Source organism: Streptomyces sp. AM 4-1-1 (assembly GCF_029167625.1).
GTDB lineage: Bacteria > Actinomycetota > Actinomycetes > Streptomycetales > Streptomycetaceae > Streptomyces.
The window spans coordinates 5,028,919-5,053,665 of record NZ_CP119145.1; the positions used below are offsets into that span (position 1 = coordinate 5,028,919).

Sequence of the window (24,747 nt, forward strand, 5' to 3'; positions counted from 1 at the left end):
CCCAACACGTCGGCCGTCGCACCGGTCGTGGAATCAGCCGTGATGCCGGTCGTGGCGTCAGCCGATCGGCAGGCCCTGCGTCGGCAGTCCACCGATCGGCAGACCGCCCTTGGCGGCGCCGCCGACGAGCTCTCCGGCACCGCCGGCCGCCTGCCCGACGGTCTTCTGGGCGGCGGGGGCCACCTTGGCGCCCGCCTTGCCGACGGTCTTGCCGGCGGCCGGGACGGCCGTGCCGACGAGCCTGCCGCCGGTCTCGCCCACGGCCTGCGTGCTCTGCGTCGACGCTCCGTCGATGGTGTTGCCGAGCCCGGCGCCGTCCAGCGCGGTCACAGCGCCGAGGTCCGGTGCCTGCGGCAGCTCCGCGGCACCCGCCGCGCCGGCCGCACCCAGCACGGGCGTGGCGCCCGCCGCGATCAGCAGTGCGGCGCGGGCGATCCGACGGGTCAGGGGGAGGGACATGATGCTCCTTCGACGGGGTGAGGAAACTGTCTGCCCGGGTGACCGGACGCCATGACAACCGCTTGTGGGCCGGGGGAGGTTGCGGGGCGCCGACGTAAAGAGTGGGTAATGCGTCACATAATCCGCAGTGGAAGAACCCGGGCAAACATTGCATTCCGCAAAAACCCGATGGGCCGTCACTTCCCTTTGCGCACAAGGAAATCGGCGCGTTCTCCGGCGATTTTCGGGGCATCGTGCGGTGAGGGCCGTCCGGACGGCCGAATGGCCCGTACAGGGGACTGTTCGTACTACCGCACGAGCTGTATCCGGACCTCGGCGGTGCCGGTGTTCGATTTTTCGGGGTTCTCGGGGTTCTCGGGGTTCTCGGGGTTCTTGGGGTCTTCGCCATTTCCGAGGCTCGCGGACTCCTCGCGATTCCCGGCGCTGTCGGGCTCCGCCCGCCAGCCGGACCCGGCGTCCCACACCCGGCCCGCGTAGCTGACCCGGTCGATCCGCAACGCCTCGGCCCGCGCGACCGCCCAGTGCGCGAGTTCCCACCCGCGCTGCTCGGCCTCGGCGCCGCCGCGCGCGGGCGCCCGCACCGGCACGTCCAGGGCGTCCGGGGGAACCACGTCCGAGGAGCTGTGCGTGTCCTCGGCACCGGTCGTCGCGCCGGTCGGCCCGGAGGCCGGTCCCGTGGGCGTGCCGGCAGCCGGGCCGTCGCCGACCGCCGCCGTCCTCGTCCCGGGCAGCACTCCCTTGCCGAAGTCGCGCACCAGCGCCGCCCGTACCTTCGCCACATCCCCCGGGCCCGTGATCGTCCCGTCCGACGGGGCGCACGTCAGCGCGGCGGGCACCCGCCCGGTCAGCGCGGCGGCCAGCAGCGCGGCGTCCGGCTCGTGCTTCGCGTACGCCTGCGGGAATCCGCTGCGCTGGACGCGCTGCGCGGCGGCGGTCAGCGGCAGCCGGGAGTAACCGGGGATCTCGGCCAGCCGTTCGTAGAACCTCCCCGCGGAGTACACCGGGTCCAGGATCTGCTTCGCGTCCCCCCAGCCCTGCGACGGACGCTGCTGGAAGAGGCCCAGGGAATCCCGGTCGCCGTGCCGGATGTTGCGCAGTCCGGACTCCTGGATCGCGGTCGCCAGCGCGATCGTGACCGCCCGCTCGGGCATCCCGCGCGTGGTGCCGACCGCGGAGATCGTCGCGGCGTTCGCGGCCTGCTCGGTACTCATCCGGTACGTACGGCCGTCACCGTCCGAGCCGGTGGCCCGCACGACACAGCCCTGGGTGCCCCCGCTCCCGGTGATGTACTGCACGGTCAGATACCCCACCAGCGCGAGGAGCACGACGAAGGCCGCCGCGGTGCGGAGGAGGCGGCCGCGGCGGGGGGCTGAATGCGCGGTCCTGGGCACGGGCCCCACCGTACTTGAGCGCTCGGCCGGGAGGGCGTTCCGCTCGTCGCCCGCCCGCCGGGGGTCACGGGACACCCCTTAGGGTCGTGACCATGGCCGATAGCACGCTTGACCTCACCCTGGACGGCCCGGCGCTCACCGCCCGGCTGGTCGATCTCCCGTCAGTCAGCGGGAACGAGAAAGTCCTCGCCGACGCGATCGAGGACGCCCTGCGAGCCCTCCCGCACCTGACCGTCGACCGGCACGGCAACAACGTCGTGGCCCGTACGGATCTGGGGCGCGCCGAGCGTGTCGTGCTGGCCGGACACATCGACACCGTGCCGATCGCCGACAACCTGCCGTCCCGGCTCGACGACAACGGTGTCCTGTGGGGCTGTGGGACCACTGACATGAAGTCGGGTGTCGCCGTCCAGCTCCGGATCGCCGCCACGGTCCCCGAGCCCAACCGCGACCTCACGTTCGTCTTCTACGACAACGAGGAGGTCGCCGCGCACCTCAACGGCCTCGGGCACATCGCCGACGCCCACCCGGACTGGCTGGAGGGCGACTTCGCCGTGCTCCTCGAAGGGTCCGACGCCCAGGTCGAGGGCGGCTGCCAGGGCACCCTGCGGGTGCTGCTGCGCACCGAGGGCGAGCGGGCGCACTCCGCGCGCGGCTGGATGGGGTCCAACGCGATCCACGCCGCCGCCCCGATCCTGGCCCGCCTCGCCGCGTACGAGCCGCGCCGGCCGGTCATCGACGGCCTTGAGTACCGCGAGGGGCTCAACGCGGTACGGATCGAGGGCGGCGTCGCCAACAACGTCATCCCCGACGCCTGCACCGTGGTGATCAACTACCGCTACGCGCCGGACCGCGCCGCGGAGGACGCGCTCGCCCATGTCCGGGAGGTGTTCGCGGACTGCGGAGTCGTCGAGTTCACCGTCGACGACCACTCGGGGGCGGCCATGCCCGGCCTCTCGCACCCGGCGGCGAAGGCGTTCATGGACGCGGTCGGCGGCACGGCCCGGCCCAAGTTCGGCTGGACGGACGTCTCACGCTTCGGTTCCCTCGGGGTGCCCGCGGTGAACTACGGGCCCGGCGACCCGCTCTTCGCGCACAAGCGGGACGAGCACGTGGTGGTCGACCGGATCGTCCGGTGCGAGGACCGGCTCCGCTCCTGGCTCACCGGCTGACCCACGTACGCCCCGTGTTGTCCCGCCCGTCGCCTCTGTGGATCTACGCTGACCGGACAGTGAACGTCGGCGGAGGGAGCAGGTCATGAGCAACCCAGAGGGATTGCCGGTCCCCGAGGAGCAGCGGCTCGGTCCGGTACTGCGCCGCAGGGACCAGGTACAGCCCGGCACCACGGACCAGCGGCTGCTGGACACCGAGGGCGACTCCGAGTGGGTGCACACGGACCCCTGGCGGGTCATGCGCATCCAGTCGGAGTTCGTGGAGGGGTTCGGAGCCCTCGCCGAACTCCCCAGAGCGATCAGCGTCTTCGGATCGGCCCGCACCCCGGCCGACGGGCCGGAGTACGAGGCGGGCGTCCAGATCGGCAAGGGCCTCGTCAAGGCCGGTTTCGCGGTGATCACGGGCGGTGGCCCCGGCGCGATGGAGGCGGCGAACAAGGGGGCGCGCGAGGCGGACGGCGTCTCCGTCGGCCTCGGTATCGAGCTGCCCTTCGAGTCGGGGCTCAACCCGCATGTCGACATCGGGGTCAACTTCCGCTACTTCTTCGTCCGCAAGACGATGTTCGTGAAGTACGCCCAGGGGTTCGTGGTGCTGCCGGGCGGGCTCGGCACCCTGGACGAACTCTTCGAGGCGATGACCCTCGTCCAGACCGGCAAGGTGACGAGCTTCCCGATCGTGCTGTTCGGCAGCCGGTACTGGGGCGGGCTGGTCGACTGGCTGCGGGACACCGTGGTGGCCCAGGGGAAGGCGTCCGAGCGCGATCTGCTGCTGTTCCACGTGACGGACGACGTGGAAGAGGCGGTACGGCTGGTGTCCAAGGAGGTCGAGGGGTAGTACCGCTCCCGGCACCGACACGGCCGGCCCGGAGCCGTACCCGTACGGGACGGGGGCCGCGAGGTGCGGGACGCCCGGGGCGACCCCGTCGCCGTACTCCCGCACCCGGCTCCCGCACCAGCCTCCCGGTCGTCGGTTGCTGGCCCCGGCTTCCTACGCCAGGCCCCGGCGTGCCACCGCCGGCTCACGGTGTCCCGCGATCGACGCCACCATGTCCAGCACCTGCCGGGTCTCCGCCACCTCGTGGACCCGGTAGACCCGCGCGCCGAGCCAGGCCGAGACGGCGGTCGTCGCCAGGGTGCCCAGCAGCCGCTCCTTGACCGGCCTGTCGAGGGTCTCACCGACGAAGTCCTTGTTGGACAGCGAGACCAGGACCGGCCAGCCGGTCTCCGTCATCTCGGTGAGCCTGCGGGTCGCCTCCAGCGAGTGCCGGGTGTTCTTCCCGAAGTCATGGCCGGGGTCGATCATGACGCCGTCCGGGCGGACCCCCAGTCCCACGGCGCGTTCGGCCAGCCCGACCGTCAACCGCAGGATGTCCGCCATGACGTCGTCGTACGCGACCCGGTGCGGTCTGGTCCGGGGTTCGGCGCCGCCCGCGTGGGTGCAGACCAGCCCGGCGCCGTGCCGCGCGGCGACCTCCGCGAGCTTCGGGTCGACACCGCCCCAGGCGTCGTTCAGCACGTCCGCCCCGGCCTCGCAGACCGCCTCGCCGACATCGTGCCGCCAGGTGTCGACGCTGATCACCACGTCCGGGTGACGGCGGCGCACCTCGGCGACGAACCCGGCCGTGCGCCGGATCTCCTCCCGCGCGGACACCTCCTCGCCGGGGCCCGCCTTCACCCCGCCGATGTCGATGATCGCGGCCCCCTCCGCGACCGCCCGCTCGACCCGGGCGAGCGCGGGCTCGTCCCGGAAGGTCGCGCCCTGGTCGTAGAAGGAGTCCGGGGTCCGGTTCACGATCGCCATGATCACCGGCTCGTGCTCCCCGAATTCCCGGCGCCCGAGCCTGAGCGCACCGCTTCGCATCCCTTGTTCCTCCTCAGTAGGTCGGCTGAGCCTGAGACCCCAGGGTCTTTCGTCCAGGCCGAACGAAAGACCCTAACCGTCGGTCCCGCATGGCACGATCGGACACGGTCAGGTTTCCGCTCCCGGGGAGATGCGCGTGTTCTGGTTCTTGCTGCTCACGATGGTGGTGGTGGTGGCCGCGGTCACTCTCGCGGTGGTCGGCGGAGGCAGGAGTGCCGTCCTCCAGGACGTCGCTCCCGAGCAACTGGTCGATCCGCTGCCGGAGAACCGGCCGGTCGGACGCGCGGACGTCGAGGCGCTGCGGCTCCCGGTCGCGGCCCGGGGATACCGCATGGTCGACGTCGACGAGGCGCTGGGCAGGCTGGGCGCCGAGCTCGCCGAGCGGGACGCCAGGATCGCGGAGCTGGAGTCGGTGCTCGCCGGGGTCCAGGCCACGGCGGTGGCCGGGCCGAGCCTGTTCAAGCCGGCCGGGGCACCGGACCCACGGACGGAGGGTCCTGAAGAGCGGACCGCCGCCGAGGAACCTCCGGCGGGGGAGAACGCCCCTGGGGACGGGGACGGGGAGCGGGCAGGGGACGGGGACCGTCCCGGGGGCGAGGGGTCTTCCGTGGACGAGGAGGCGGGACGGTGAGCGCTCCCGAGAGGCGTGCCGAGCCCGCAGCCGACGGTGGTCCGCGCTGTCCGTGGGGGCTGGCCACCGAGGACTACCTCGTCTATCACGACACCGAATGGGGCCGTCCGGTCCACGGCGACGACGCCCTCTTCGAACGGCTCTGTCTGGAGGCGTTCCAGTCCGGGCTGTCCTGGCTGACGATCCTGCGCCGCCGCGAGGGGTTCCGCACGGCGTTCGCCGGGTTCGCGATCCCCGTGGTGGCGAAGTTCACCGAGGCCGACCGGGAACGCCTCCTGGGCGACGCCGGGATCATCCGTAACCGGGCGAAGATCGACGCGACCCTGGCGAACGCCAAGGTGCTCGCCGACTGGCCGGCCGGTGAGCTGGAGGCGCTGATCTGGTCGTACGCCCCCGATCCGGCGACCCGCCCGGCCCCGCGCACCCTGAGCGACGTGCCCGCCGTCACCCCGGAGTCCACGGCGCTCGCCAAGGAGCTCAAGAGGCGCGGCATCCGGTTCGTCGGGCCCACCACGGCCTACGCCCTGATGCAGGCATGCGGCCTGGTCGACGACCATCTCGTGGACTGCGTGGCGCGCGGCGGGGAGCGGTAGCAGCAGCCCGGTAGGCGGTCGGGTGGGGGACCTCCGACGTGCTGGGGCGGTCGCGGGGACGGTTCCCCGGCCCCAGGGCGCTGACGGACCTCTGGTCCCCGCGCCCGGCCCCGGCGTCCCTTCATCGGACGACGGCCCCGAGGGCCCCGCCCCCGGCCTTCCACCGCCCGCGCCCGTCACCTGCTCCCCGCTCAGCTGCCGAGGTACTTCGGCCGCTCCTTGTCCAGGAACGCCCGCACGGCGATGGCGTGGTCCTGCGACGCGCCCGCCCTGGTCTGGCCCTCCTCCTCCTTGTCCAGTGCCTCGCTCAGCGTGTGCCCGGCGCCGTACGCCAGGGACTCCTTCAGCGCCGCGTACGCCACCGTCGGGCCCGCGGCCAGGGTGCGGGCCACGGACAGGGCCTCCGCGGCGAGCTCGGCGGCGGGCACCACCTTGTTCGCGATGCCCAGCTCGTACGCCTCCCGCGCCGGGACCGAGCGGGGGAACAGCAGCAGATCGGCGGCCCGGCTCCGCCCGATCAGCCGGGGGAGGGTCCAGGAGACCCCCGAGTCGGCGGTGAGGGCGACACCGGCGAACGACGTGTTGAACGTCGCCGTGTCCGCGACCACCCGGTGGTCCGCGGCGAGCGCGAAACCGAACCCGGCCCCGGCCGCCACACCGTTGACCCCCGCCACCACGGGCTTCGGCATCCCCGCGATGGCCCGCACGATGGGGTTGTAGTGCTCGCGCACGGTGCTGAGCGCGTTGCCGGAGCCCGCGTCCCGGACCGCGTTCAGAGTGGCGATGTGCTCCTTGAGGTCCTGGCCGACGCAGAACGCCCGCCCGGTCGCGGTGAGCAGCACCGCGTGCACGGCGTCGTCGGCCGCGGCGGCGGTCAGCGCGTCCCGGAGGGCGACCTTGGCCTCGGTGTTCAGGGCGTTCATCGCGTCAGGACGGTTGAGCGTGATCGTCGCGAGTCCGTCACTCACTTCGTAGAGCACGGTGAGCGCGGTCCCTGCCGGCTGGTCGGCCATGGTGATGCCCCCTTTCGCCGCTGGTTCAGCGGCTCGTTCCACGACTCCGGCGGTTGCCTGTCCAGGCAAGCATGTCGGAGACCCACCAGGGCCGAACATGTGACCTGCGTCAAATAAATGGACCCCATCGAGGGCGGTGAAACGACGCAGTATCGCAGCCGGATCGCCGAATTGGGTGGTTTTGAGAGAGCGCGTTGCGCAAGCGATGCAGAGCGATGTTGGTCATTGGGGTCTTTGATGCGGGATAATGACATCGAAGCAACGTGTTCGACGCCGGTGACACAGCGCCTGTCATGGGGCCGCCGGTTGCGATGAGCTGGTTTCAGGAAGGGGAACGAGCATGGCGGCCATGAAGCCGCGGACGGGCGACGGCCCGCTCGAGGTGACAAAGGAGGGGCGGGGCATCGTCATGCGCGTTCCGCTCGAAGGCGGCGGTCGGCTTGTCGTGGAGCTGACTCCGGACGAGGCCGACGCACTCGGCGATGCCCTCAAGAAGGTCGTCGGCTGACACAGGCGCCCACCTTCCAGCTCTGCCCCGGCACGGTAACCCGTGCCGGGGCAGAGGCGTTCTCCGGGGGTACGGGAACGTCGGGATCGCGGGACACGGTGTGTGTTCCGCGTCACTGATGCCCGCGCTGCCCGGGATACCAGGGACGCGCCCGAGCCGGCCGGGACGCTCGGGGCGGGGAATGCGGGGAATGCGGGGAATGCGGGGGATTCGCGGACGCTCCGGCCGCGTGGGCGTGGTGCGGGTGCGGGTGCGGGTGCGGGTGCGGGTGCGGGCGTCGGGCCGGGCGGTGCGGTGCGGTCAGCCGAGCCGCACGGCGCAGAGCAGCCCGTCCCCCACCGGCAGCAGCGTCGCCATCAGCTCCTGGCTCTCGCGCACGGCCCGCAGCAGCTCACGCAGTCGCAGCACCTCGGCGGGCTGGGCGGCGGAGTCGACCGTACGGCCGTCGGCGAAGACACCCTCGAAGCAGACCAGCCCGCCCGGTCGCAGCAGCCGCAACGATTCAGCGAGGCAGTCGAGGCTCTCCATGCGGTCGCCGTCGCAGAAGACCAGGTCGTAGCCGCCGTCGGCGAGCCTGGGCAGTACGTCCAGGGCGCGTCCGGGGATGAAGCGGGCCCGGTTCGCGGCGAACCCCGCCGCCCGGAACGCCTCGCGGGCGATCTGCTGGCACTCGGGTTCCGGGTCGACCGTGGTCAGCACGCCGTCCGGCCGCATCCCGTGCAGCAGATAGATGCCGGAGACGCCGGTCCCGGTGCCGATCTCGGCCACCGCTTTGGCGTCCGCGGTGGCAGCGAGCAGGCGCAGCGCGGCCCCGGTCCCGGGGGACACCGAGCGAAGCCCTGCGTCCTCGGCCCGGTCCCTGGCCCAGCGCAGTGCTTCGTCCTCGGGGACAAAGGCGTCGGCGAATGCCCAGCTCGTCTGCCGGTTGGCGGTAATGACCCTCTCCTGTCCCCGTAGTTGGCGCAACGGTGACTGTATCCGCTGGACCCGGGAACCCGCAGATGGGACCGGGCGTTGTGAGGGCAGAGGGAAAAGCGCATCGGGCCGGCCCGCGGATCGGGCCCTGAACGGTGGGCGGTTGGTCTCCGGGGACGTACATCCCCGGCCCCAGCAGGAAAAAGGCTTATCCGGAGCTAACGGGCGAGGTGGCTATGGTAGGGGCTCCACTGGACACCACCAGAGCCGATAGGGGAGGTGCGGCTGCGCCTGTGGATCGGGGAGGAGTGCTGCGGCGTCTTCTCAGGTCGGCGGGTGAGCCGAAATCCGTGACCAACATCGCTGACCGTTCTTCCAAGAACTCCGCACCGACCGCGACCTTCGCCTCCGACGCGGACTCGCAGGCGTGGACACCGCCCTCATGGGAAGAGATCGTCAGCACGCACAGCGGTCGTGTCTACCGCCTTGCCTATCGTCTGACGGGCAACCAGCACGATGCCGAGGACCTCACCCAGGAGGTCTTCGTCCGTGTCTTCCGCTCGCTGTCGACGTACACGCCCGGCACGTTCGAGGGCTGGCTGCACCGCATCACGACGAACCTCTTCCTGGACATGGTCCGCCGCAAGCAGCGAATCCGTTTCGACTCCCTCGGGGACGACGCGGCCGAGCGGCTGCCCAGCCGTGAGCCGTCCCCGCAGCAGGTCTTCAACGACACCCATTTCGACGCGGACGTCCAGCAGGCGCTGGACACCCTCGCGCCCGAGTTCCGCGCCGCGGTCGTGCTCTGCGACATCGAGGGACTCTCGTACGAGGAGATCGCGGCGACCCTCGGCGTGAAGCTCGGCACCGTGCGCAGCCGAATCCACCGCGGCCGCTCACATCTGCGCAAGGCGCTGCGGCACCGTTCGCCCGAGGCCCGCGCCGAGCAGCGTTCCCTGGCGGGCGCGGTCCTGGCGGGGGAGGGCGGAGCGGCGTGAGTGGCACAGGTCCGACCCCCGCGGAGCAGCATCTGGGGGACCGGCTCGCCGCGCTCGTCGACGGTGAGCTGAAACACGATGCCCGCGAGCGGGTGCTGGCCCATCTGGCCACCTGTGCCAAGTGCAAGGCCGAGGCCGACGCCCAGCGGCGGCTCAAGAGCGTCTTCGCCGAGTCCGCCCCGCCCTCGCCGTCCGAGGGCTTCCTCGCCCGGCTGCAGGGCCTTCCAGGCGGTCCCGGAGGCGACGCCCCGGCGCGGGGAAGACCCTTCGGCGACGACGACCGCTTCGGTGACGGGATCTTCCCCGTGCTGCGGCAGCCCGTCGGACGCCCCGGCACACCGCCTCCCGCCTCGCCGCTGGACCGCTTCGACTACCTCCCCACCACGCACGGTCCGGCCTCCGTCCTGCCGGGCGCCACGGCCGGCTCCGGGCTCCGCATCCATGAGGCGGGCCGGGAGGGCGACCGTTCACCGTGGCGCGGCCGGAGGCTCGCGTTCGCCGCGGCGGGTGCCGTGTCGCTCGCGGCCATCGCGCTGGGCGCCACACTCCCGTCGGACACGGTGGCGGACCCGCCACCGCGCGCCGAGGGCGGGGGGAACACCTTCAGTCCGCTGCACGCCGAGAGCCGGTCGGGCGGCGGTAGCACCGTCAGCCGGCGGAGCGGCGGCGACCACCCGTCGCTCACCGGGGTGAACGGCCGCCTCGCCGCCCTGGCCTCGGACGGGACACCCTCCGTCCCCGCCGCACTCTCCAGTGCCCCCGCGCTGCTCCGCTCCCACCACCAGCTCACGGACCGGCCGTTCGTGAACCGGCCGTTCGCGCTGCCCCTGCTGTCGGCCGACGCGTCGGCTTCGCCGCTGATACGCCCGAACCTCACCACCCCGCTGCTCGCCAAGGTCTTCGGCGTCGGATCGACGCCCGCCCCGGCTCCGAACGCAGCGGCCACAGCGGCCCCCTCGGCCCCCACCGGACACCACGGCCTGCCGCTGCTTCCCAGGCGCTGATCGCGGCTGTGCGCGCCAGGGCCCGGCCCGCGCGCCCGGACCCCGGCGAACCTGGTTGAATTCCGGCAGGCGCGCGCCTGGGGGCGCGCAGCGGCCAGTTGCGGGGAGAGCATGGACGACGGCAAGCCCACCGGACCCAAGGCGAAGTGGTGGAGCCGCACCCCGCAGGACGGCGCCCCCGAGACACCGCTGTCAGGACCTTCGGCACCGGCGTCGACGGGAGACCCGTCGGCCGACGACGCGTCGACCGGAGTCCCCGCCACGGCCACCGTCCCGTCCCCGGCGCACGGCACCGACGCACCCCCTCCGCACGCGGGGCCCGAAACCCCGGCCCGTGCGGCCGCTCCGGACCCGGCGCCCGCCCCGCCTTCCGCTCCTCCGCAGGACGCCGCGCCGCCGGCCCGCCCGCTGCACGAGCCGGACCCGTACAGCACTCCGCCCTACGGCGGCCCCGGGCCCTGGGCACCTGCCCCGCCCGTACAGCACCCGGTCCCGACCCCCGCACACGGCACCGGCGTATCCGTGCCTCCCGCGTACGGCGCCGACGTACCCGGCTCCCCGGCGCACGGGACGGCCGTACCCCCGCCGTACACGGGGCCCGGCGGCCCCGGCTTCGCGCCACCGGTCCCGCCCCAGCCCCAGTCCCATCAGACCGGGCACCCTCCCATGACCGGGCCCCAGCTCCCGCACCCGTCCTCCCCGTACGACCCGTCCCAGCCGTCGTCGCGGTGGCTCCAGTACGACCCGTGGTCCACTGCCCGGCAGCCGCTGTCCCGGCCGGGCGTCCCGCTCGGGCCCGGCGCCGGGCCGAAGAAGAACCGGCGTGGCGCGCTCCTGGTGGGCGCGTTGCTGCTCGCCCTGGTCGCGGGCGGGATCGGTGGCGGTGTCGGCGCCTACGTCGAGCGCAACGGGGGCATCACCACCGTCGAGCTCCCGCAGGCCGGACGGGACAGCGGCGGCCGGGCCCCCGACAGCGTCGCGGGCATCGCCGCGAGCGCCCTGCCGAGCGTCGTCACCCTCCATGTCAGCGGCGACTCCGAGTCCGGTACGGGTACCGGCTTCGTCCTGGACAAGCAGGGCCACATCCTGACCAACAACCACGTCGTCGCCCCGGCCGGCTCCGACGGGGAGATCTCGGTCACGTTCAGCGGCGGTGAGACGGCGGCGGCCGAGATCGTCGGCAAGGACAGCGGCTACGACCTCGCGGTGGTCAAGGTCACCGGGGTCTCCGGACTCAGGCCACTGCCCCTGGGCAACTCGGACAACGTGCGGGTCGGCGACCCGGTGGTGGCCATCGGGGCTCCCTTCGACCTCTCCAACACCGTCACCTCCGGCATCATCAGCGCCAAGGACCGGCCGATCACCGCGGGCGGTGAGAAAGGCGACGGCAGCGACGTCAGCTATGTCGACGCGCTCCAGACCGACGCCCCGATCAACCCCGGCAACTCGGGCGGTCCGCTCGTCGACACCCACGCCCGTGTCATCGGCATCAACAGCGCCATCCGCGCCGCGGGCAGTGGCTCCGACTCCGAGGACGGCCAGTCGGGCTCGATCGGTCTCGGCTTCGCCATTCCGATCAACCAGGGCAAACGGGTCGCCGAGGAGCTGATCAACACGGGCCGGGCCACCCACCCGGTGATAGGCGTCACACTCGACATGGCCTACACCGGGGACGGCGCCAAGGTCGGCGCGCGGGGCGCGGACGGCAAGCCCGCCGTGACCGAGGGCGGCCCCGGGGCCAAGGCGGGCATCCGGCCGGGTGACGTCATCAAGCGGGTGGACGGCCGCCGGGTGCACAACGGCGAGGAACTGATCATCAAGATCCGCGCGCACCGGCCCGGCGACCGGCTGGACATCGTGCTGTCCCGTGGGGGTAAAGACCTGGCCATGACTTTGACCCTCGGCTCCGCGAGCGGCACATGACGGGCGACCGCAGGTACCGTGCGGACAGCTCCGCCGGGTACCGTGGAGCGGTCCGGACCCACCCGTCCTGGTCACGGAGAACACGAGGAGCCCCAAGGTGTTCAATGACATAGGCGTGCTCGAGCTGGTGACGCTCGTGGTCCTCGCCATGCTGATCTTCGGTCCGGACAAGCTGCCGAAGGTCATTCAGGACGCTTCGCGTTTCATCCGCAAGGTCCGTGAGTTCTCCGAGAGCGCCAAGCAGGACATCCGCACCGAGCTGGGACCGGAGTTCAAGGACTTCGAGTTCGAGGACCTGAACCCCAAGACCTTCGTCCGCAAGCAGCTCATGGAAGGCGAGGACGCGCTGGGTCTGAGGGAGATCCGCGAGAGCTTCGACCTCCGCAAGGACCTGTCCGAGGTGACGGACGCGGTGCACGGCCGCGAAGCCTCCCGCGCCACCGACACCACCGACGCCGTGAGTGCGGCGAACGGGTCGTCCGGCGGGGCCGACCTGCTGAAGAAGGGCGCCTCCGACCCGCTCGCGAAGACGGCCCCCGATCCCTTGCGCAAGACCGCTTCCGACCCGCTCACGAAGCGGGAAGGTCCCGCCGCGGCCGACCGCCCGCCGTTCGACGCCGACGCCACCTGACCCCGGTCAATCCCGACTCGTCGGGGCCGTATGGCTATTCTCCATCTGTTGTCCGGTCGCGAGGACGCCCGAAACGGGGGCGGGCCGCCCGGACCCACAGATCGAGGGAGGCGGCCGGCCAGATGGAGACCACGAGTCGGGCAGGGGCGGAAGGTGCGCCCACCACAGCCACCGCGGAAGAGGTGCCGGGGGCCCGGCGTACGGTCGACGGCTATCTGCGCGCGGCGTTCCCCTGGTACGGACTGGACGAGGCGTTCACCGGGGCGCGCTGGCTGATGCAGGTCGGCACCACGGCGGACGGCACCGTGCGGCACGGCGCGGTCGGCCACGGCGACGAACCGTCGGTCCACGCCGACATGGGGATCGAGAAGGAGCGCTTCGCGGTCGTGGTGACCGTGGGGAACAGCCCCGTGCGGCACAGCGGTGACGGTACGGGAGTCCTGGAGGCCACCACGGCCTCCTCCGCCGCCTGGCTGGCCGGCTCGGGGCTGCTGTCCTACACCTGGCCCCCGCAGCTCGACCATGTGCTGCGCGACGAGTGGGTGGACCAGCAGACCGAGACGGCGTTCGCGCTCGCCGACGATCTGGAGGGCCCGGTCTGGTCGGCGCTGTCACTGCCCGTGGACGGGGTCCCGATGCCGTTCCGCTACCGCGAGACCGAGTTCGGCTGGGTGCTGGCGGGCTCGGCGCGGGACGGGGTGCACATCGGGGCGTACGGGCGGGGTATGAGTGCGTACGGGCTGGCCTTCTCGGTGGTCGGCGACATCACCTCGTACACGTAGACCCGGTCTCCGCACGGCCGGGCACCGCGACCGGGGGTGGACGCGTTCCCCGCGCCGCCGGTCCGCGCGCCCGGGACCGGTCATCTCATCTGCCCGGCTCGGCCTGTACGTGACGGGGAGCGTCCGAGGGGTGGTCTCCGTGGGAGGCCACCCCTCGGCGTACGCCAACGGGGTGCGGACGGCTCAGAACTTGTTGCGCGGGGTGATCCCCAGCGACATCCCCGACAGACCGCGCTGACGGCCGCCCAGCTTGCCCGCGATGTCCCGCAGCGCGCGGCCGGCCGGTGAGTCCGGGGCGGACAGGACCACGGGCCTGCCGTCGTCGCCGCCCTCGCGCAGTCGGACATCGATCGGGATCGAGCCGAGCACCGGCACCGCCGCACCGACCGTCTTCGTCAGTCCGTCGGCCACCCGCTGGCCGCCGCCCGAGCCGAACACCTCGACGATCTCGTCGCAGTGCGGGCACGGCATGCCCGACATGTTCTCGACGACACCGACGATCTTCTGGTGGGTCTGCACGGCGATCGAACCGGCCCGCTCGGCGACCTCGGCCGCCGCCTGCTGCGGGGTCGTGACGACCAGGATCTCCGCGTTCGGCACGAGCTGCGCCACGGAGATCGCGATGTCACCCGTGCCCGGCGGCAGGTCGAGCAGCAGGACGTCCAGATCGCCCCAGTACACATCGGCGAGGAACTGCTGGAGCGCGCGGTGCAGCATCGGCCCGCGCCACACCACCGGGGCGTTGCCCGGAGTGAACATGCCGATCGAGATGACCTTCACGCCGTGCGAGGACGGCGGCATGATCATGTTCTCGACCTGGGTCGGCTTGCCCTCCACACCGAGCATCCGGGGCACGCTGTGCCCGTAGATGTCCGCGTCCACGACACCCACCTTGAGCCCGTCGGCCGCCATCGCCGCGGCGAGGTTCACCGTCACCGACGACTTGCCGACGCCGCCCTTGCCGGACGCCACCGCGTAGACCCGGGTCAGCGAGCCCGGCTGGGCGAACGGCACCTCGCGCTCGGCGGTGCCACCGCGCAGCGAGGACGCCAGTTCCTTGCGCTGCTCGTCGCTCATCACGTCGAGCGTGACGTCGACCCGGGTCACGCCCTCGACCCGGGTGACGGCCTCGGTCACGTTGTTCGTGATGGTCTCGCGCATCGGACATCCGGAGACGGTGAGGTACACCGTGACAGCCACCGCACCGTCCGCACCGATGTCGACGGACTTCACCATGCCCAGCTCGGTGATCGGTCGGTGGATCTCCGGGTCGTTCACTGTCGCCAGTGCTTCACGCACCGCGTCTTCCGTAGCCATACGGAGATGGTACGGCGCCCGCCTCCGTGAGCGGGAAGACATGTCAGCGGTCGGCTTCGTCACTCTCGGCGGGGAACAGCACCCGTCGCTCCTCCAGATCCCTCACCAGGTCCTGGAGTTCGGAGCGCAGCCAGTCACGGGTGGCGACCTCGCCCAGGCCCATCCGCAGCGCGGCGATCTCCCGGGTGAGGTACTCGGTGTCGGCGATGGAGCGCTCGTTCTGCTTGCGGTCCTGCTCGTGGGTGACCCGGTCGCGGTCGTCCTGGCGGTTCTGCGCGAGGAGGATCAGCGGGGCCGCGTACGACGCCTGGAGCGACAGGGCCAGGGTCAGGAAGATGAACGGGTACTCGTCGAAGCGCAGCGGCGTCGGCGCGACGATGTTCCAGACCACCCACAGGATGATGATCAGGGTCATCCAGACGATGAAGCGCCCGGTGCCGAGGAAGCGGGCGATCTTCTCGGAGAACCGGCCGAACGCCTCGGGGTCGTACTCCGGAAGCAGCCGCCGCCGGGGCGCCTTCGGCTGGTCGATCCTGGTCCTGGGCGCGCGTGTCATCGCCGTGGCGCCGCTCGCCCCCGCACCGTGGCCCGTGCCGTGGCCGTGCCCCGGTCCCTTCGCGCGGTCCTCACCGGCCACCCGCGATCCCCTCCTCGCCTTGGTAGTCGGTCTCGCGCCAGTCCTCGGGCAGCAGGTGGTCGAGGACGTCGTCCACGGTGACCGCGCCGAGCAGCGACCCGCTCTCGTCCACGACCGGCACCGACACCATGTTGTACGCCGCCAGATAGCTGGTCACCGCCGACAGCGGGGTGTCCGGCGCCAGTGGTACGAGATCGCTGTCGAGGAGCGCGCTCACCAGGGTGAACGGCGGATCGCGCAGCAGCCGCTGGAAGTGCACCGTGCCGAGGTACTTGCCGGTCGGCGTCTCGTCGGGCGGCCGGCACACGTACACCTGCGCGGCCAGCGCCGCGGACAGGTCCGCCTGCCGCACCCGGGCCAGCGCGTCCGCGACCGTGGCGTCCGGGCGCAGGACGATCGGCTCGGTCGTCATCAGACCGCCCGCCGTGCGCTCCTCGTACGACATCAGCCGCCGCACGTCGGCCGCGTCGTCCGGCCGCATCAGGGCGAGCAGCCGTTCCTTGTCCTCCTCCGGCAGCTCCGACAGCAGGTCGGCCGCGTCGTCCGGGTCCATCGCCTCCAGCACGTCGGCCGCGCGATCCTCCTGGAGCTTGCCGATGATCTCCACCTTGTCGTCGCCGGGCAGCTCCTCCAGGACGTCGGCGAGCCGTTCGTCGTCGAGCGCGGCGGCCACCTCCGCGCGCCGCTTCGGCGACAGATGGTGCAGGGCGTTGGCGACATCGGTGGGGCGCAGCCGTTCGAAGGTGGCGACCAGGTTCTCGGCGCCCTGACCGTGCTCCTCCAGCGAGAAACCCCGGACGGCCGACCACTCGACGGTCAGCGTCTCGCCCTTGCGGCGCAGTGCCCCGCCCCGGCCCTTGCGGACGAAGTACTTGTCGATCTCCCAGTCACGGCGGGCCGGGAGCTGCTGGATCGCCACGTCGAGGACGGTGACCTCCTCGTCCGTCTCGACGAGTCGGACCCGCCGGTCCAGGAACTCGCCGAGGACCAGACGTTCGGTCGGGCGCTGCTCGAAGCGCCGCATGTTGACCACGCCGGTCGTGATGACCTGGCCCGACTCCACACCGGTCACCCGGGTCATGGGCAGGAAGATCCGGCGCCTGCTGACCACCTCGACGACCATCCCGAGCAGCCGGGGCGGCCGTCCGCCGACCCGCAGCATCGCGACCAGATCGCGGACGCGGCCGACCTGGTCGCCGTTCGGGTCGAAGACCGGCACACCGGACAGGTGCGAGACGAAGACCCGGGGGATGCCTGCCGCCATACCGTGCGCCTCCTCCGTCCGTGCGTGATGTCCATGGCTCCGGCCGCCCCGCGGTCCACGCGAAATCCGATAAGCGGCTGATCCACCGTTATGCGTGGTTCAGGCTAGCCCGTACCACTCCGTGGCGCCCCGGCGGACCATCCGTACGGCTCCCCGCCGGAACGTGTAGCCGACACCGGTACGCTGCCGTCTGCCCCCACACGCAGACGAGAGGCAGTGTGCTCGTGACCTCTTTTGCCCCGGCGATCCGGAAGTATCACCGGGCCGCTCTCGCCGCCGTTCTCTGCACCGGACTCGGTCTCGGCCTCGCGGCCTGCGCGGGAGACGATCCGGACAAGGGAACCAACGGCATCGGCAAGCTCTCCGCCTCGGAGGTGGAGCAGAAGGCGCGGACGGCGGCGGACTCGGCGGACGCGGTGCGGCTGGCGGGCACCCTGGTCAGCAAGGGCGGCACGTACAAGCTGAACATGCGGCTCAAGGCGGCGGGCGGCGCAGGCTCCGTCACGTCGAGGAAGAGCACCTTCGAGCTGCTGAGGATCGGCGACGACCTCTTCCTGCGGGCGGGCGCCGACTTCTGGAACCCGGCCGGGGGGAGCACCGCGTCCGACGGGGCGGCGGCCGACAAGCTCCAGGGCAAGTACGTGAAGGTCCCCGAGGACGACCCCACGTACAAGCAGCTGCGCGGCTTCACCGACAAGAAGGTCCTGCTGGACGGGCTGCTCACGCTGCACGGCGAGGTCGGCAAGGGCGCCCGGGACACGATCGCCGACGTCCGCACGATCCAGGTCGTCGGCGGCAAGGGTGAGGGCGGGGCGCTCGACGTGTCGCTGGAGGGCGAGCCGTATCCGTTGCGCGTCGCCCGGGGCGGCGGCGGAGGCACCGTGACGCTGGCCGACTGGGGTCACGACTTCACACTGACGGCCCCCACCAAGGCGGAGACCGTCGACTACGGCGGCCAGCTGCCGAAGTCCGAGGACTGAGGCGGCGCGGGGCGGCGGGGCGCGGGATGCCGGCGGGGGGCCCGCGTTCCGGAGCGCCGCGGGGGCGCACGGGGCACCGGCGGACCGCGTTCCGGAGCGCGGCGAGGCGCGTGGGGCGCGGAACTGCCCTGCCCCGCGCCTGGCGCCCGAGTGTCCGGGCTTTGGTCACGCGCCCGCGCGTCCGCGCTTCAGGACGGCGCGGCTTCCGGACCTCGCGCCCGAGCGTCCGGACTTCGGGCCACGCGCCCGCGCGTCCGCGCTTGAGGTCCGGCGCGCTTCCGGGCCTTGCGCTCGCCCGTTCGCGCTTGGCGCCCGCGCGTCCCAGGCTTCAGAACCGGCACGCGGACCCGGGCTTCGCGCCCGCCCGTCCTCGCTTCCCGGGCTTCAGAACCGGCGCGGACCCGGGCTTCGCGCCCGCGCGTCCGCGCGCCCCGGCTCAGGGCCGTACGACCGCGCTCCCGACGCCACCCTCCGACCCCCCGCCCTCAGCCGCGCTTGCGGCGCTTCAGCAGCAGGCGGGGCAGACCGGCGGGGATCGGGTGACGGGTGGTCACCGTCGTCGGGAGCGGCACGGCGGCGAGCGAGCCGTCGGGCAGCTCCGTACGGGACGCCACGGGCGTCAGCCGCAGCACCCGGCACTCGCGCGCCCACCGGTCGGTGACCCTGTCGGCGTCCGGTGTGTTCAGCCGCTTGCCCTTGAGTTCGGCGACCGCCGCCTCCCACGCCTCGGAGCGCGGTTCGAGCACCGCCACGGCGGCCGCCCAGGCGATCAGCCGGCCGCCCTTGTCCTTGCTGCGCACGGTAACCTCCGCGGTGGCCCCGGCGTCGAGCCCCGCCGGGAGCGGCTGTTCGCCGGGGCCGTCGCCCACGAGCAGCGCCGCGCCCTCGTGCCAGAGGTGCCACAGAGCCCGCGCGGGACCGGTGCCCCGCACCCAGACGAGGCCGGACTTCTTGGTGGCCTCCTCGACCAGGGCCAGGTCGGCGGTCGCCGTGTCGTCAAGAGCGGGGCCCCGCAGGTCAGCAGTCATGGCGGCAGCTTACGACCTCTCCCACGCCAGGCAGCGGGCTCCCGGCGCCCCGCGACTCGGCCCGCCGCGTTGCCGCGCCGGCCCGGTACGTCCGGTGCGCGGCCGGAACCCCGCCTCGCGATCGCACGCACCGGGCGCCGAGGACCCCACCCTCCGGGCGCACGGCGGGACGCCGCGTACACGATCCGGTCAGAGCCAGCCGTTGCGCTTGAGGGTGCGGTGGATGGAGAAGCAGACGCCTCCGATGAGGGCCAGCACCAGTGGGTAGCCGTACGTCCACTTGGTCTCCGGCATGTTCTCGAAGTTCATGCCGTACACCCCGCAGATCATCGTCGGCACGGCGACGATGGCCGCCCACGAAGTGATCTTGCGCATGTCCTCGTTCTGCGCGACCGTCGCCTGTGCCAGATTCGCCTGGAGGATCGAGTTCAGCAGCTCGTCGTAGCCGACGACCTCCTCCTGCACCCGTGCCAGGTGGTCGGCGACATCGCGGAAGTACTTCTGGATGTCGGGGTCGATCAGCCGCATCGGCCGCTCGCTGAGCAACTGCATCGGACGCAGCAGCGGTGAGACGGCCCGCTTGAACTCCAGTACCTCGCGCTTCAGTTGATAGATCCGGCCCGCGTCCGCGCCGCGCGTGGCGCCCTTCGACGGTGCGGAGAAGACCCCGATCTCCACCTCGTCGATGTCGTCCTGGAGAGCCGCGGCCACCGCGATGTAGCCGTCGACGACATGGTCGGCGATCGAGTGCAGCACGGCCGACGGGCCCTTCGCCAGCAGTTCCGCGTCGTCCTGGAGCCGCTGCCGGAGCGCGCGCAGCGAACCGTGACCGCCGTGCCGCACGGTGATGACGAAGTCCCGGCCGGTGAAGCACATGACCTCACCGGTCTCCACGACCTCGCTGGTCGCGGTCAGTTCCGCGTGCTCCACGTAGTGGATGGTCTTGAAGACGGTGAACAGCGTGTCGTCGTAGCGTTCCAGCTTCGGCCGCTGGTGGGCGTGGACCGCGTCCTCCACGGCGAGCGGGTGCAGCCCGAACTCCCTTGCGATACCGGCGAATTCCTCCTCGGTCGGCTCATGGAGGCCGATCCAGGCGAAGCCCCCCTCCTCCCGTACCCGCAGCATCGCCTCGTGCGGCGTCTGGCAGGTGTCGTCCTCCACCCGGCGGCCGTCGCGGTAGACCGCGCAGTCGACCACCGCGCTGCACGCGGACGGATCGCGGGTGGTGTCGTAGCCGCCGCTGTAGGGGGTGCTGCTCTTGCGCAGGGACGGGCGTACCACGGCGCGCAGACGAATCATCGACATGGCTGACTCCTTCACGGAGGGCCGTCGGGCGGGGGCGTGGAACAGCCCGGAATGGGGACGTGTCGCTACGTCCGCAAAGCGGGCGGCACCGCGGCAGCGCGATGACGGCGTTCGCTACAGACAGGCAAAAACACAGAGGCAAAAACGAGGTGCTCTTCCGTCGTGCGAAATGCCTCGGGCCCTGACCGGGCGGGCCTCAGATCACAGAGGAAAGACGTCCTTCGGAAGAGCGGGTGCTACTGCACGGCCGACTTCGATCCACCGCAGCCCCACCTCCTCCGGCCGGTCCCCCGTGGGGGACGACGTGTCATCGGGGCTGAGAGCGACGCTTCTGCGTGCTGCCCCGACCAGCTGCCAAGACTATCAGCCGCCTATGGGCCAATCCCTTACTTTGCCCATTCCATAGGCGATCTATGCTCGCTCCATGGGAGAAGTTCTTGCACTGGTCGAGGCCCGGTTGTCGACCGCCCTCGGTGACCCGGACGCACGCGCCGCGGTCACCTTTCTCGGCACCGACCGCGTCGAGGTGCTCCGCTTCCGCGACGGTGATCTGGTGCGCTACGCCACGCTGGGGATGTCCGCCCGGCCGATGTCCGACCCCACCGCGACCCTCGCCGACCCGGTGAAGGGACCGCGCGCCGAGCTGGTGCTCAGCGTGCGGGCCGGGCTCGCCGACACCGACCAGGTGCTGCGCCCGCTGGCCGTGCTGGCCGCCTCGCCCCAGGTCGAAGGGGTGATCGTGGCGCCGGGTGCCTCGCTGGACCTCGGCGCGCCGCTGTGGCCGGACGCGCCGTTCGACTCGGTGCTGGTCGCCGAACCGGGCGGTCTGGTCGAGGACATGGAGCTGGACGCCCCGATGGAGCCGGTGCGGTTCCTGCCCCTGCTGCCCATGACGCGCAACGAGGCCGCGTGGAAACGGGTCAGGGGGGCGCGGGAGCTGCGGGAGCGGTGGCTGTCGCACGGCACGGATCTGCGGGACCCGCTGCGGGGGTCCGTACCGCTGGACTGATCGTGGGTGATCGCGAGCGATCGAGGGTGGTCGCGACTGATCGTGGGCGGTCGCGGGGCCGTGCGGTTCGACCGCGTTCACGCGCGGGGCCGCGGCGACGGGGGCGTGGAGCGTGTGCGGCGGTACGGGTACGGGGAAGCCCCGCCCGCGGCGAGGGGGAGCGCCGGGGCGGGACAGCCCTTAGGGCCGGACCGGTCGGTCAGTCGGCGAAGACCGTGACGCCGTCCTCGGTGGCGTGCTTCGGCAGCAGCTCCTCCGCCCGGTGCGTCAGCGCCGTCCGCCTGATCCGGACGACGACGGCGCCGGTCACCGCCGCGACCGCGGCGACGACGAACGGGATGTGGATGTCGCTCCACTCCTCGATCTTCGGGGCGAGGAACGGCGCGGCGGCGGCGGCGAACCACCGGACGAAGTTGTACCCGGCGCTCGCCACCGGGCGCGGCGCGTCGGAGACGCCGAGTGCCAGCTCCGTGTAGACGGTGTTGTTCATGCCGATGAAGGCCCCCGAGACGACGGTGCAGACGATCGCCGTCGTGTGATTCCCGTACCCCAGCACCAGCAGGTCGGCGGCGAGCAGCAGCAGTGAGCCGCCGAGCACCGTGAGCGAGCCGAACCGCCTCTGCAACCGGGGTGCCACGAGCACCGAGAAGACCGCGAGCAGCAGCCCCCAGGCGAAGAAGACGGCACCCGACTTGTACGGCGTCATGTTCAGCACGAACGGGGTGAACGCCAGGATCGTGAAGAACGCGTAGTTGTAGAAGAACGCCGACGCGGCGACCGAGGCGAGGCCGCGGTGGCCGAGCGCCCTGAGCGGGTCGAGCAGGGAGGTCTTCCGGGCCGGCCTGGGCTGTTCGCGCAGGAACGCCGTGATGCAGACGAATCCGATCGCCATCAGCGCGGCGGTGCCGAAGAACGGGTAGCGCCAGCTGGCGTTGCCGAGCAGGGCGCCGAGGAGCGGACCGCACGCCATGCCGAGGCCGAGCGCCGACTCGTACAGCAGGATCGCCGCCGCACTGCCGCCCGCCGCCGCGCCGACGATGACGGCGAGCGCGGTCGACACGAAGAGGGCGTTGCCGAGGCCCCAGCCGGCGCGGAAGCCGACCAGCTCACCGACGGACGACGAGGTGCCGGACAGCGCCGCGAAGACCACGACGAGCGCCAGACCGGCGAGGAGCGTCTTGCGGCCGCCGATGCGGCTGGAGACGAAACCGGTGACGAGCATCGCCACCGCGGTGATCAGGAAGTACGAGGTGAAGAGGAGGGACACCTGACTGGGCGTCGCCTCCAGGCCCTTGGCGATGGACGGCAGGATCGGGTCGACCAGCCCGATTCCCATGAACGCGACGACGGAGGCGCCCGCCGTGGCCCAGACGGCCTTCGGCTGGCGCAGGATGCTGCCGGCACCCTCGTCGAACGAATCCTCTCCTTGCATGAGTGCTCCCGCTCTCCCTCGGCTCGTGGTGATGTGCACAGAATAAGTTAGACAATCTAATAAATGCAAGCTACATCTACCTTCCCGGCCGCCGACGGGGGAGCGGCGCACGGCGGACGGGTGATCGTCCTTGACGTGGGGACACCCGGGGAGGACCGTGGGGCGGTATGAGGGGTGAACCCAGTTGCCCGAGGTGCGGAGGCCGGGTCAGCGCGCCCGGTCTGTTCGCCGACTCCTGGCAGTGCCCCGCACACGGTGATGTCCACCCGCAGCAGCCCGTGATCCCGCCCAGCGTCGAAGCGCTCGGCGTGGTCGTGCACCGCGCCCGGGTCCCGGTGTGGATGCCCTGGCCACTGCCCGTCGGCTGGCTGTTCACGGGAGTGGCGTACGCGGGCGACGACCGTACCGGCGGCCGGGCCACCGCCGTCGCCTGCTCGGGCCCCGGACCGCTCGGCGGCATCGGTGAACTGCTGCTGGTCGCGGAGGAACTGAGCGTCGGACTCGGCGCGCGGTACGCCGGGGTGAGCGGCCTCGACCCGGGCCCGTACCTCGGCGTCGACGGCCCGCCGGACGCCAAGGTGCTGGCCGCCGGGCGGCCCACCCCGCTCTGGCAGGTGCGGGGCGCGCCCGCCGACCGCGCGGTCTTCGCGGGCGAGGCGTGCGGGCTGTGGCTCTGGGCGATCGTCTGGCCCGAGCGGTCGGGGCTGCTGATGTACGACGAACTCGTGCTGACCGACCTGCGGGACGCGGGCGGCGAGGTCGACCTCGTACCCTGCGGGGCGCTGACCCCGCGCCTGATCGACCGGCCGGAGGGCTGAGGCGCGTCACCACGGGCATCGCCGCAGGTCGGGGGTGACGGATGATCATACGAAGGCCGGTTATCCTTGAGAGTCCCCTGTCCGGCCGCGAGCACTGGAGTCCGAGTCGTGCGCATCGACCTGCACACCCACTCCACCGCGTCGGACGGCACCGACACCCCCGCCGAGCTGGTGCGCAACGCCGCCGCCGCGGGGCTGGACGTCGTCGCGCTCACCGACCACGACACCGTACGGGGACATGCCGAGGCCGCCGCCGCGCTGCCCGGAGGACTCACCCTCGTCACCGGCGCCGAGCTGTCCTGCCGGCTCGACGGCGTGGGCCTCCACATGCTCGCGTACCTCTTCGACCCCGACGAGCCCGAGTTCGCCCGGGAACGCGAGCTGGTCCGGGACGACCGGGTGCCCCGCGCCCGCGCCATGGTCGACAAGCTCCGCCGACTGGGCGTCCCCGTCACCTGGGAGCAGGTCGCCCGGATCGCCGGGGACGGCTCCGTCGGACGTCCGCACATCGCCAGCGCCCTCGTCGAACTGGGTGTCGTCGCGACCGTCTCCGACGCCTTCACCCCCGAGTGGCTGGCCGACGGCGGCCGGGCGTACGCGGGCAAACACGAACTCGACCCCTTCGACGCCATCCGGCTGGTCAAGGCCGCCGGGGGCGTCACCGTCTTCGCCCACCCGCTCGCCGTGAAGCGCGGCGAGGTGCTGCCCGAGTCGTCCATAGCGCGGCTCGCGGCGGCCGGACTCGACGGCATCGAGGTCGACCACACGGACCACGACGAGCCCACCAGGGCCCGGCTGCGCGCCCTCGCCCGCGAACTCGGCCTGCTCGTCACCGGAGCCAGCGACTACCACGGCAGCCGGAAGACCGTCCGGCTCGGCGAGTGCGTCACCGACCCCGAGATCTACGGGGAGATCACCCGGCGGGCCACGGGAGCCTTCCCGGTGCCGGGTGCCGGCGGAGTCCGCCACCCGTAACACCTCGCGCGGTGCCCGCCGCCGCACGCCCGTCCCCGTACCGCTCCACCCGTCACACTCCCGCGCGCCCGCGCGGCGTTCAGTCCGCGGGCGCGCACCTC

Annotated in this window: 25 protein-coding genes; 14 read left to right on the plus strand and 11 right to left on the minus strand. The window is 72.2% G+C overall.

Features of this window, described 5'->3' with window-relative positions; translation table 11 throughout:
- Window positions 1–57 precede the first annotated feature (57 nt).
- Both PZB75_RS21435 and PZB75_RS21440 read right to left on the minus strand, forming a co-directional pair.
- Entirely contained in the window at window positions 58–459 is a 402-nt protein-coding gene (locus PZB75_RS21435) for an ATP-binding protein (protein WP_275536915.1), read from the minus strand.
- A 287-nt stretch (window positions 460–746) separates the two neighbouring features.
- Window positions 747–1,850: a hypothetical protein gene (locus PZB75_RS21440; RefSeq protein WP_275536916.1), complete on the minus strand. Its 1,104-nt coding sequence runs from the start codon at window positions 1,848–1,850 to the stop codon at window positions 747–749.
- A gap of 92 nt (window positions 1,851–1,942) precedes the next feature.
- Between PZB75_RS21440 and dapE the strand changes: the two genes are divergently transcribed.
- Both dapE and PZB75_RS21450 read left to right on the plus strand, forming a co-directional pair.
- Window positions 1,943–3,022 (plus strand): succinyl-diaminopimelate desuccinylase, encoded by a 1,080-nt coding sequence (gene dapE, locus PZB75_RS21445; protein ID WP_275536917.1) that lies wholly within the window; start codon window positions 1,943–1,945, stop codon window positions 3,020–3,022.
- An 85-nt stretch (window positions 3,023–3,107) separates the two neighbouring features.
- Complete coding sequence (locus tag PZB75_RS21450; RefSeq protein ID WP_275536918.1) at window positions 3,108–3,857, plus strand: TIGR00730 family Rossman fold protein; 750 nt, start codon at window positions 3,108–3,110, stop codon at window positions 3,855–3,857.
- Window positions 3,858–4,010: 153 nt separating this feature from the next.
- Here PZB75_RS21450 and folP read toward each other — a convergent pair whose 3' ends face one another.
- Window positions 4,011–4,883 carry a dihydropteroate synthase gene (gene folP, locus PZB75_RS21455; protein WP_275536919.1) on the minus strand — a complete coding sequence of 291 codons (873 nt, stop codon included), beginning with the start codon at window positions 4,881–4,883 and terminating at the stop codon, window positions 4,011–4,013.
- A 130-nt stretch (window positions 4,884–5,013) separates the two neighbouring features.
- Between folP and PZB75_RS21460 the strand changes: the two genes are divergently transcribed.
- A complete protein-coding gene (locus tag PZB75_RS21460) occupies window positions 5,014–5,514 on the plus strand; it encodes a cell division protein DivIVA (protein ID WP_275536920.1) in 501 nt (166 codons plus the stop codon).
- Complete coding sequence (locus tag PZB75_RS21465) at window positions 5,511–6,107, plus strand: DNA-3-methyladenine glycosylase I (protein WP_275536921.1); 597 nt, start codon at window positions 5,511–5,513, stop codon at window positions 6,105–6,107. The genes PZB75_RS21460 and PZB75_RS21465 overlap by 4 nt, the downstream gene beginning before the upstream one ends.
- 191 nt (window positions 6,108–6,298) lie before the next feature.
- On the opposite strand, the gene PZB75_RS21470 is transcribed toward PZB75_RS21465, so the two are convergent.
- Window positions 6,299–7,120 carry an enoyl-CoA hydratase-related protein gene (locus tag PZB75_RS21470; RefSeq protein ID WP_275536922.1) on the minus strand — a complete coding sequence of 274 codons (822 nt, stop codon included), beginning with the start codon at window positions 7,118–7,120 and terminating at the stop codon, window positions 6,299–6,301.
- A gap of 340 nt (window positions 7,121–7,460) precedes the next feature.
- Here PZB75_RS21470 and PZB75_RS21475 point away from each other — a divergent pair, with 340 nt between their 5' ends.
- Window positions 7,461–7,628 (plus strand): DUF3117 domain-containing protein, encoded by a 168-nt coding sequence (locus PZB75_RS21475; protein ID WP_003966491.1) that lies wholly within the window; start codon window positions 7,461–7,463, stop codon window positions 7,626–7,628.
- A 300-nt stretch (window positions 7,629–7,928) separates the two neighbouring features.
- Here the strand turns inward: PZB75_RS21475 and PZB75_RS21480 are convergent, their stop codons facing one another.
- Window positions 7,929–8,594 carry an O-methyltransferase gene (locus PZB75_RS21480; RefSeq protein ID WP_275536923.1) on the minus strand — a complete coding sequence of 222 codons (666 nt, stop codon included), beginning with the start codon at window positions 8,592–8,594 and terminating at the stop codon, window positions 7,929–7,931.
- A gap of 185 nt (window positions 8,595–8,779) precedes the next feature.
- Between PZB75_RS21480 and sigE the strand changes: the two genes are divergently transcribed.
- The 5 genes from sigE to PZB75_RS21505 all read left to right on the plus strand — a co-directional run bounded on the left by sigE (window position 8,780) and on the right by PZB75_RS21505 (window position 13,881).
- Entirely contained in the window at window positions 8,780–9,541 is a 762-nt protein-coding gene (sigE, locus tag PZB75_RS21485; protein ID WP_275536924.1) for an RNA polymerase sigma factor SigE, read from the plus strand.
- The gene (locus PZB75_RS21490) at window positions 9,538–10,545 is read left to right on the plus strand and encodes a zf-HC2 domain-containing protein (protein ID WP_275536925.1); all 1,008 of its coding nucleotides are present in this window, start codon (window positions 9,538–9,540) and stop codon (window positions 10,543–10,545) included. Before sigE ends, PZB75_RS21490 begins: the two co-directional genes overlap by 4 nt.
- A gap of 111 nt (window positions 10,546–10,656) precedes the next feature.
- Complete coding sequence (locus tag PZB75_RS21495) at window positions 10,657–12,468, plus strand: trypsin-like peptidase domain-containing protein (protein ID WP_275536926.1); 1,812 nt, start codon at window positions 10,657–10,659, stop codon at window positions 12,466–12,468.
- Between the two features lie 97 nt (window positions 12,469–12,565).
- Complete coding sequence (locus PZB75_RS21500; RefSeq protein ID WP_275536927.1) at window positions 12,566–13,099, plus strand: sec-independent translocase; 534 nt, start codon at window positions 12,566–12,568, stop codon at window positions 13,097–13,099.
- Window positions 13,100–13,221: 122 nt separating this feature from the next.
- Window positions 13,222–13,881 (plus strand): hypothetical protein, encoded by a 660-nt coding sequence (locus tag PZB75_RS21505; protein ID WP_275536928.1) that lies wholly within the window; start codon window positions 13,222–13,224, stop codon window positions 13,879–13,881.
- Between the two features lie 183 nt (window positions 13,882–14,064).
- Here PZB75_RS21505 and PZB75_RS21510 read toward each other — a convergent pair whose 3' ends face one another.
- From PZB75_RS21510 to PZB75_RS21520, 3 genes are all read right to left on the minus strand, one after another.
- Window positions 14,065–15,198, minus strand: coding sequence for an Mrp/NBP35 family ATP-binding protein (locus PZB75_RS21510; RefSeq protein ID WP_275536929.1), 1,134 nt, complete (start codon window positions 15,196–15,198; stop codon window positions 14,065–14,067).
- 43 nt (window positions 15,199–15,241) lie between these two features.
- Window positions 15,242–15,754: a DUF1003 domain-containing protein gene (locus PZB75_RS21515; RefSeq protein WP_275538806.1), complete on the minus strand. Its 513-nt coding sequence runs from the start codon at window positions 15,752–15,754 to the stop codon at window positions 15,242–15,244.
- A 70-nt stretch (window positions 15,755–15,824) separates the two neighbouring features.
- Window positions 15,825–17,099 (minus strand): CBS domain-containing protein, encoded by a 1,275-nt coding sequence (locus PZB75_RS21520; protein ID WP_275536930.1) that lies wholly within the window; start codon window positions 17,097–17,099, stop codon window positions 15,825–15,827.
- A gap of 224 nt (window positions 17,100–17,323) precedes the next feature.
- Here PZB75_RS21520 and PZB75_RS21525 point away from each other — a divergent pair, with 224 nt between their 5' ends.
- A complete protein-coding gene (locus tag PZB75_RS21525; protein ID WP_275536931.1) occupies window positions 17,324–18,079 on the plus strand; it encodes a hypothetical protein in 756 nt (251 codons plus the stop codon).
- 485 nt (window positions 18,080–18,564) lie between these two features.
- Here PZB75_RS21525 and PZB75_RS21530 read toward each other — a convergent pair whose 3' ends face one another.
- Together PZB75_RS21530 and PZB75_RS21535 are read right to left on the minus strand one after the other, a co-directional pair.
- Window positions 18,565–19,107, minus strand: coding sequence for a hypothetical protein (locus PZB75_RS21530; RefSeq protein WP_275536932.1), 543 nt, complete (start codon window positions 19,105–19,107; stop codon window positions 18,565–18,567).
- Window positions 19,108–19,296: 189 nt separating this feature from the next.
- A complete protein-coding gene (locus tag PZB75_RS21535) occupies window positions 19,297–20,412 on the minus strand; it encodes a magnesium and cobalt transport protein CorA (RefSeq protein ID WP_275536933.1) in 1,116 nt (371 codons plus the stop codon).
- Between the two features lie 424 nt (window positions 20,413–20,836).
- Between PZB75_RS21535 and PZB75_RS21540 the strand changes: the two genes are divergently transcribed.
- On the plus strand, window positions 20,837–21,421 hold the full coding sequence (locus PZB75_RS21540) for a suppressor of fused domain protein (protein ID WP_275536934.1): 585 nt from the start codon (window positions 20,837–20,839) through the stop codon (window positions 21,419–21,421).
- 199 nt (window positions 21,422–21,620) lie between these two features.
- Here the strand turns inward: PZB75_RS21540 and PZB75_RS21545 are convergent, their stop codons facing one another.
- Window positions 21,621–22,853 carry an MFS transporter gene (locus tag PZB75_RS21545; protein ID WP_275536935.1) on the minus strand — a complete coding sequence of 411 codons (1,233 nt, stop codon included), beginning with the start codon at window positions 22,851–22,853 and terminating at the stop codon, window positions 21,621–21,623.
- A gap of 167 nt (window positions 22,854–23,020) precedes the next feature.
- Between PZB75_RS21545 and PZB75_RS21550 the strand changes: the two genes are divergently transcribed.
- Both PZB75_RS21550 and PZB75_RS21555 read left to right on the plus strand, forming a co-directional pair.
- Window positions 23,021–23,671 (plus strand): DUF6758 family protein, encoded by a 651-nt coding sequence (locus PZB75_RS21550; protein ID WP_275536936.1) that lies wholly within the window; start codon window positions 23,021–23,023, stop codon window positions 23,669–23,671.
- A 108-nt stretch (window positions 23,672–23,779) separates the two neighbouring features.
- Window positions 23,780–24,646, plus strand: a complete 867-nt coding sequence (locus tag PZB75_RS21555; protein WP_275536937.1) for a PHP domain-containing protein — start codon at window positions 23,780–23,782, stop codon at window positions 24,644–24,646.
- Window positions 24,647–24,747 lie beyond the last annotated feature (101 nt).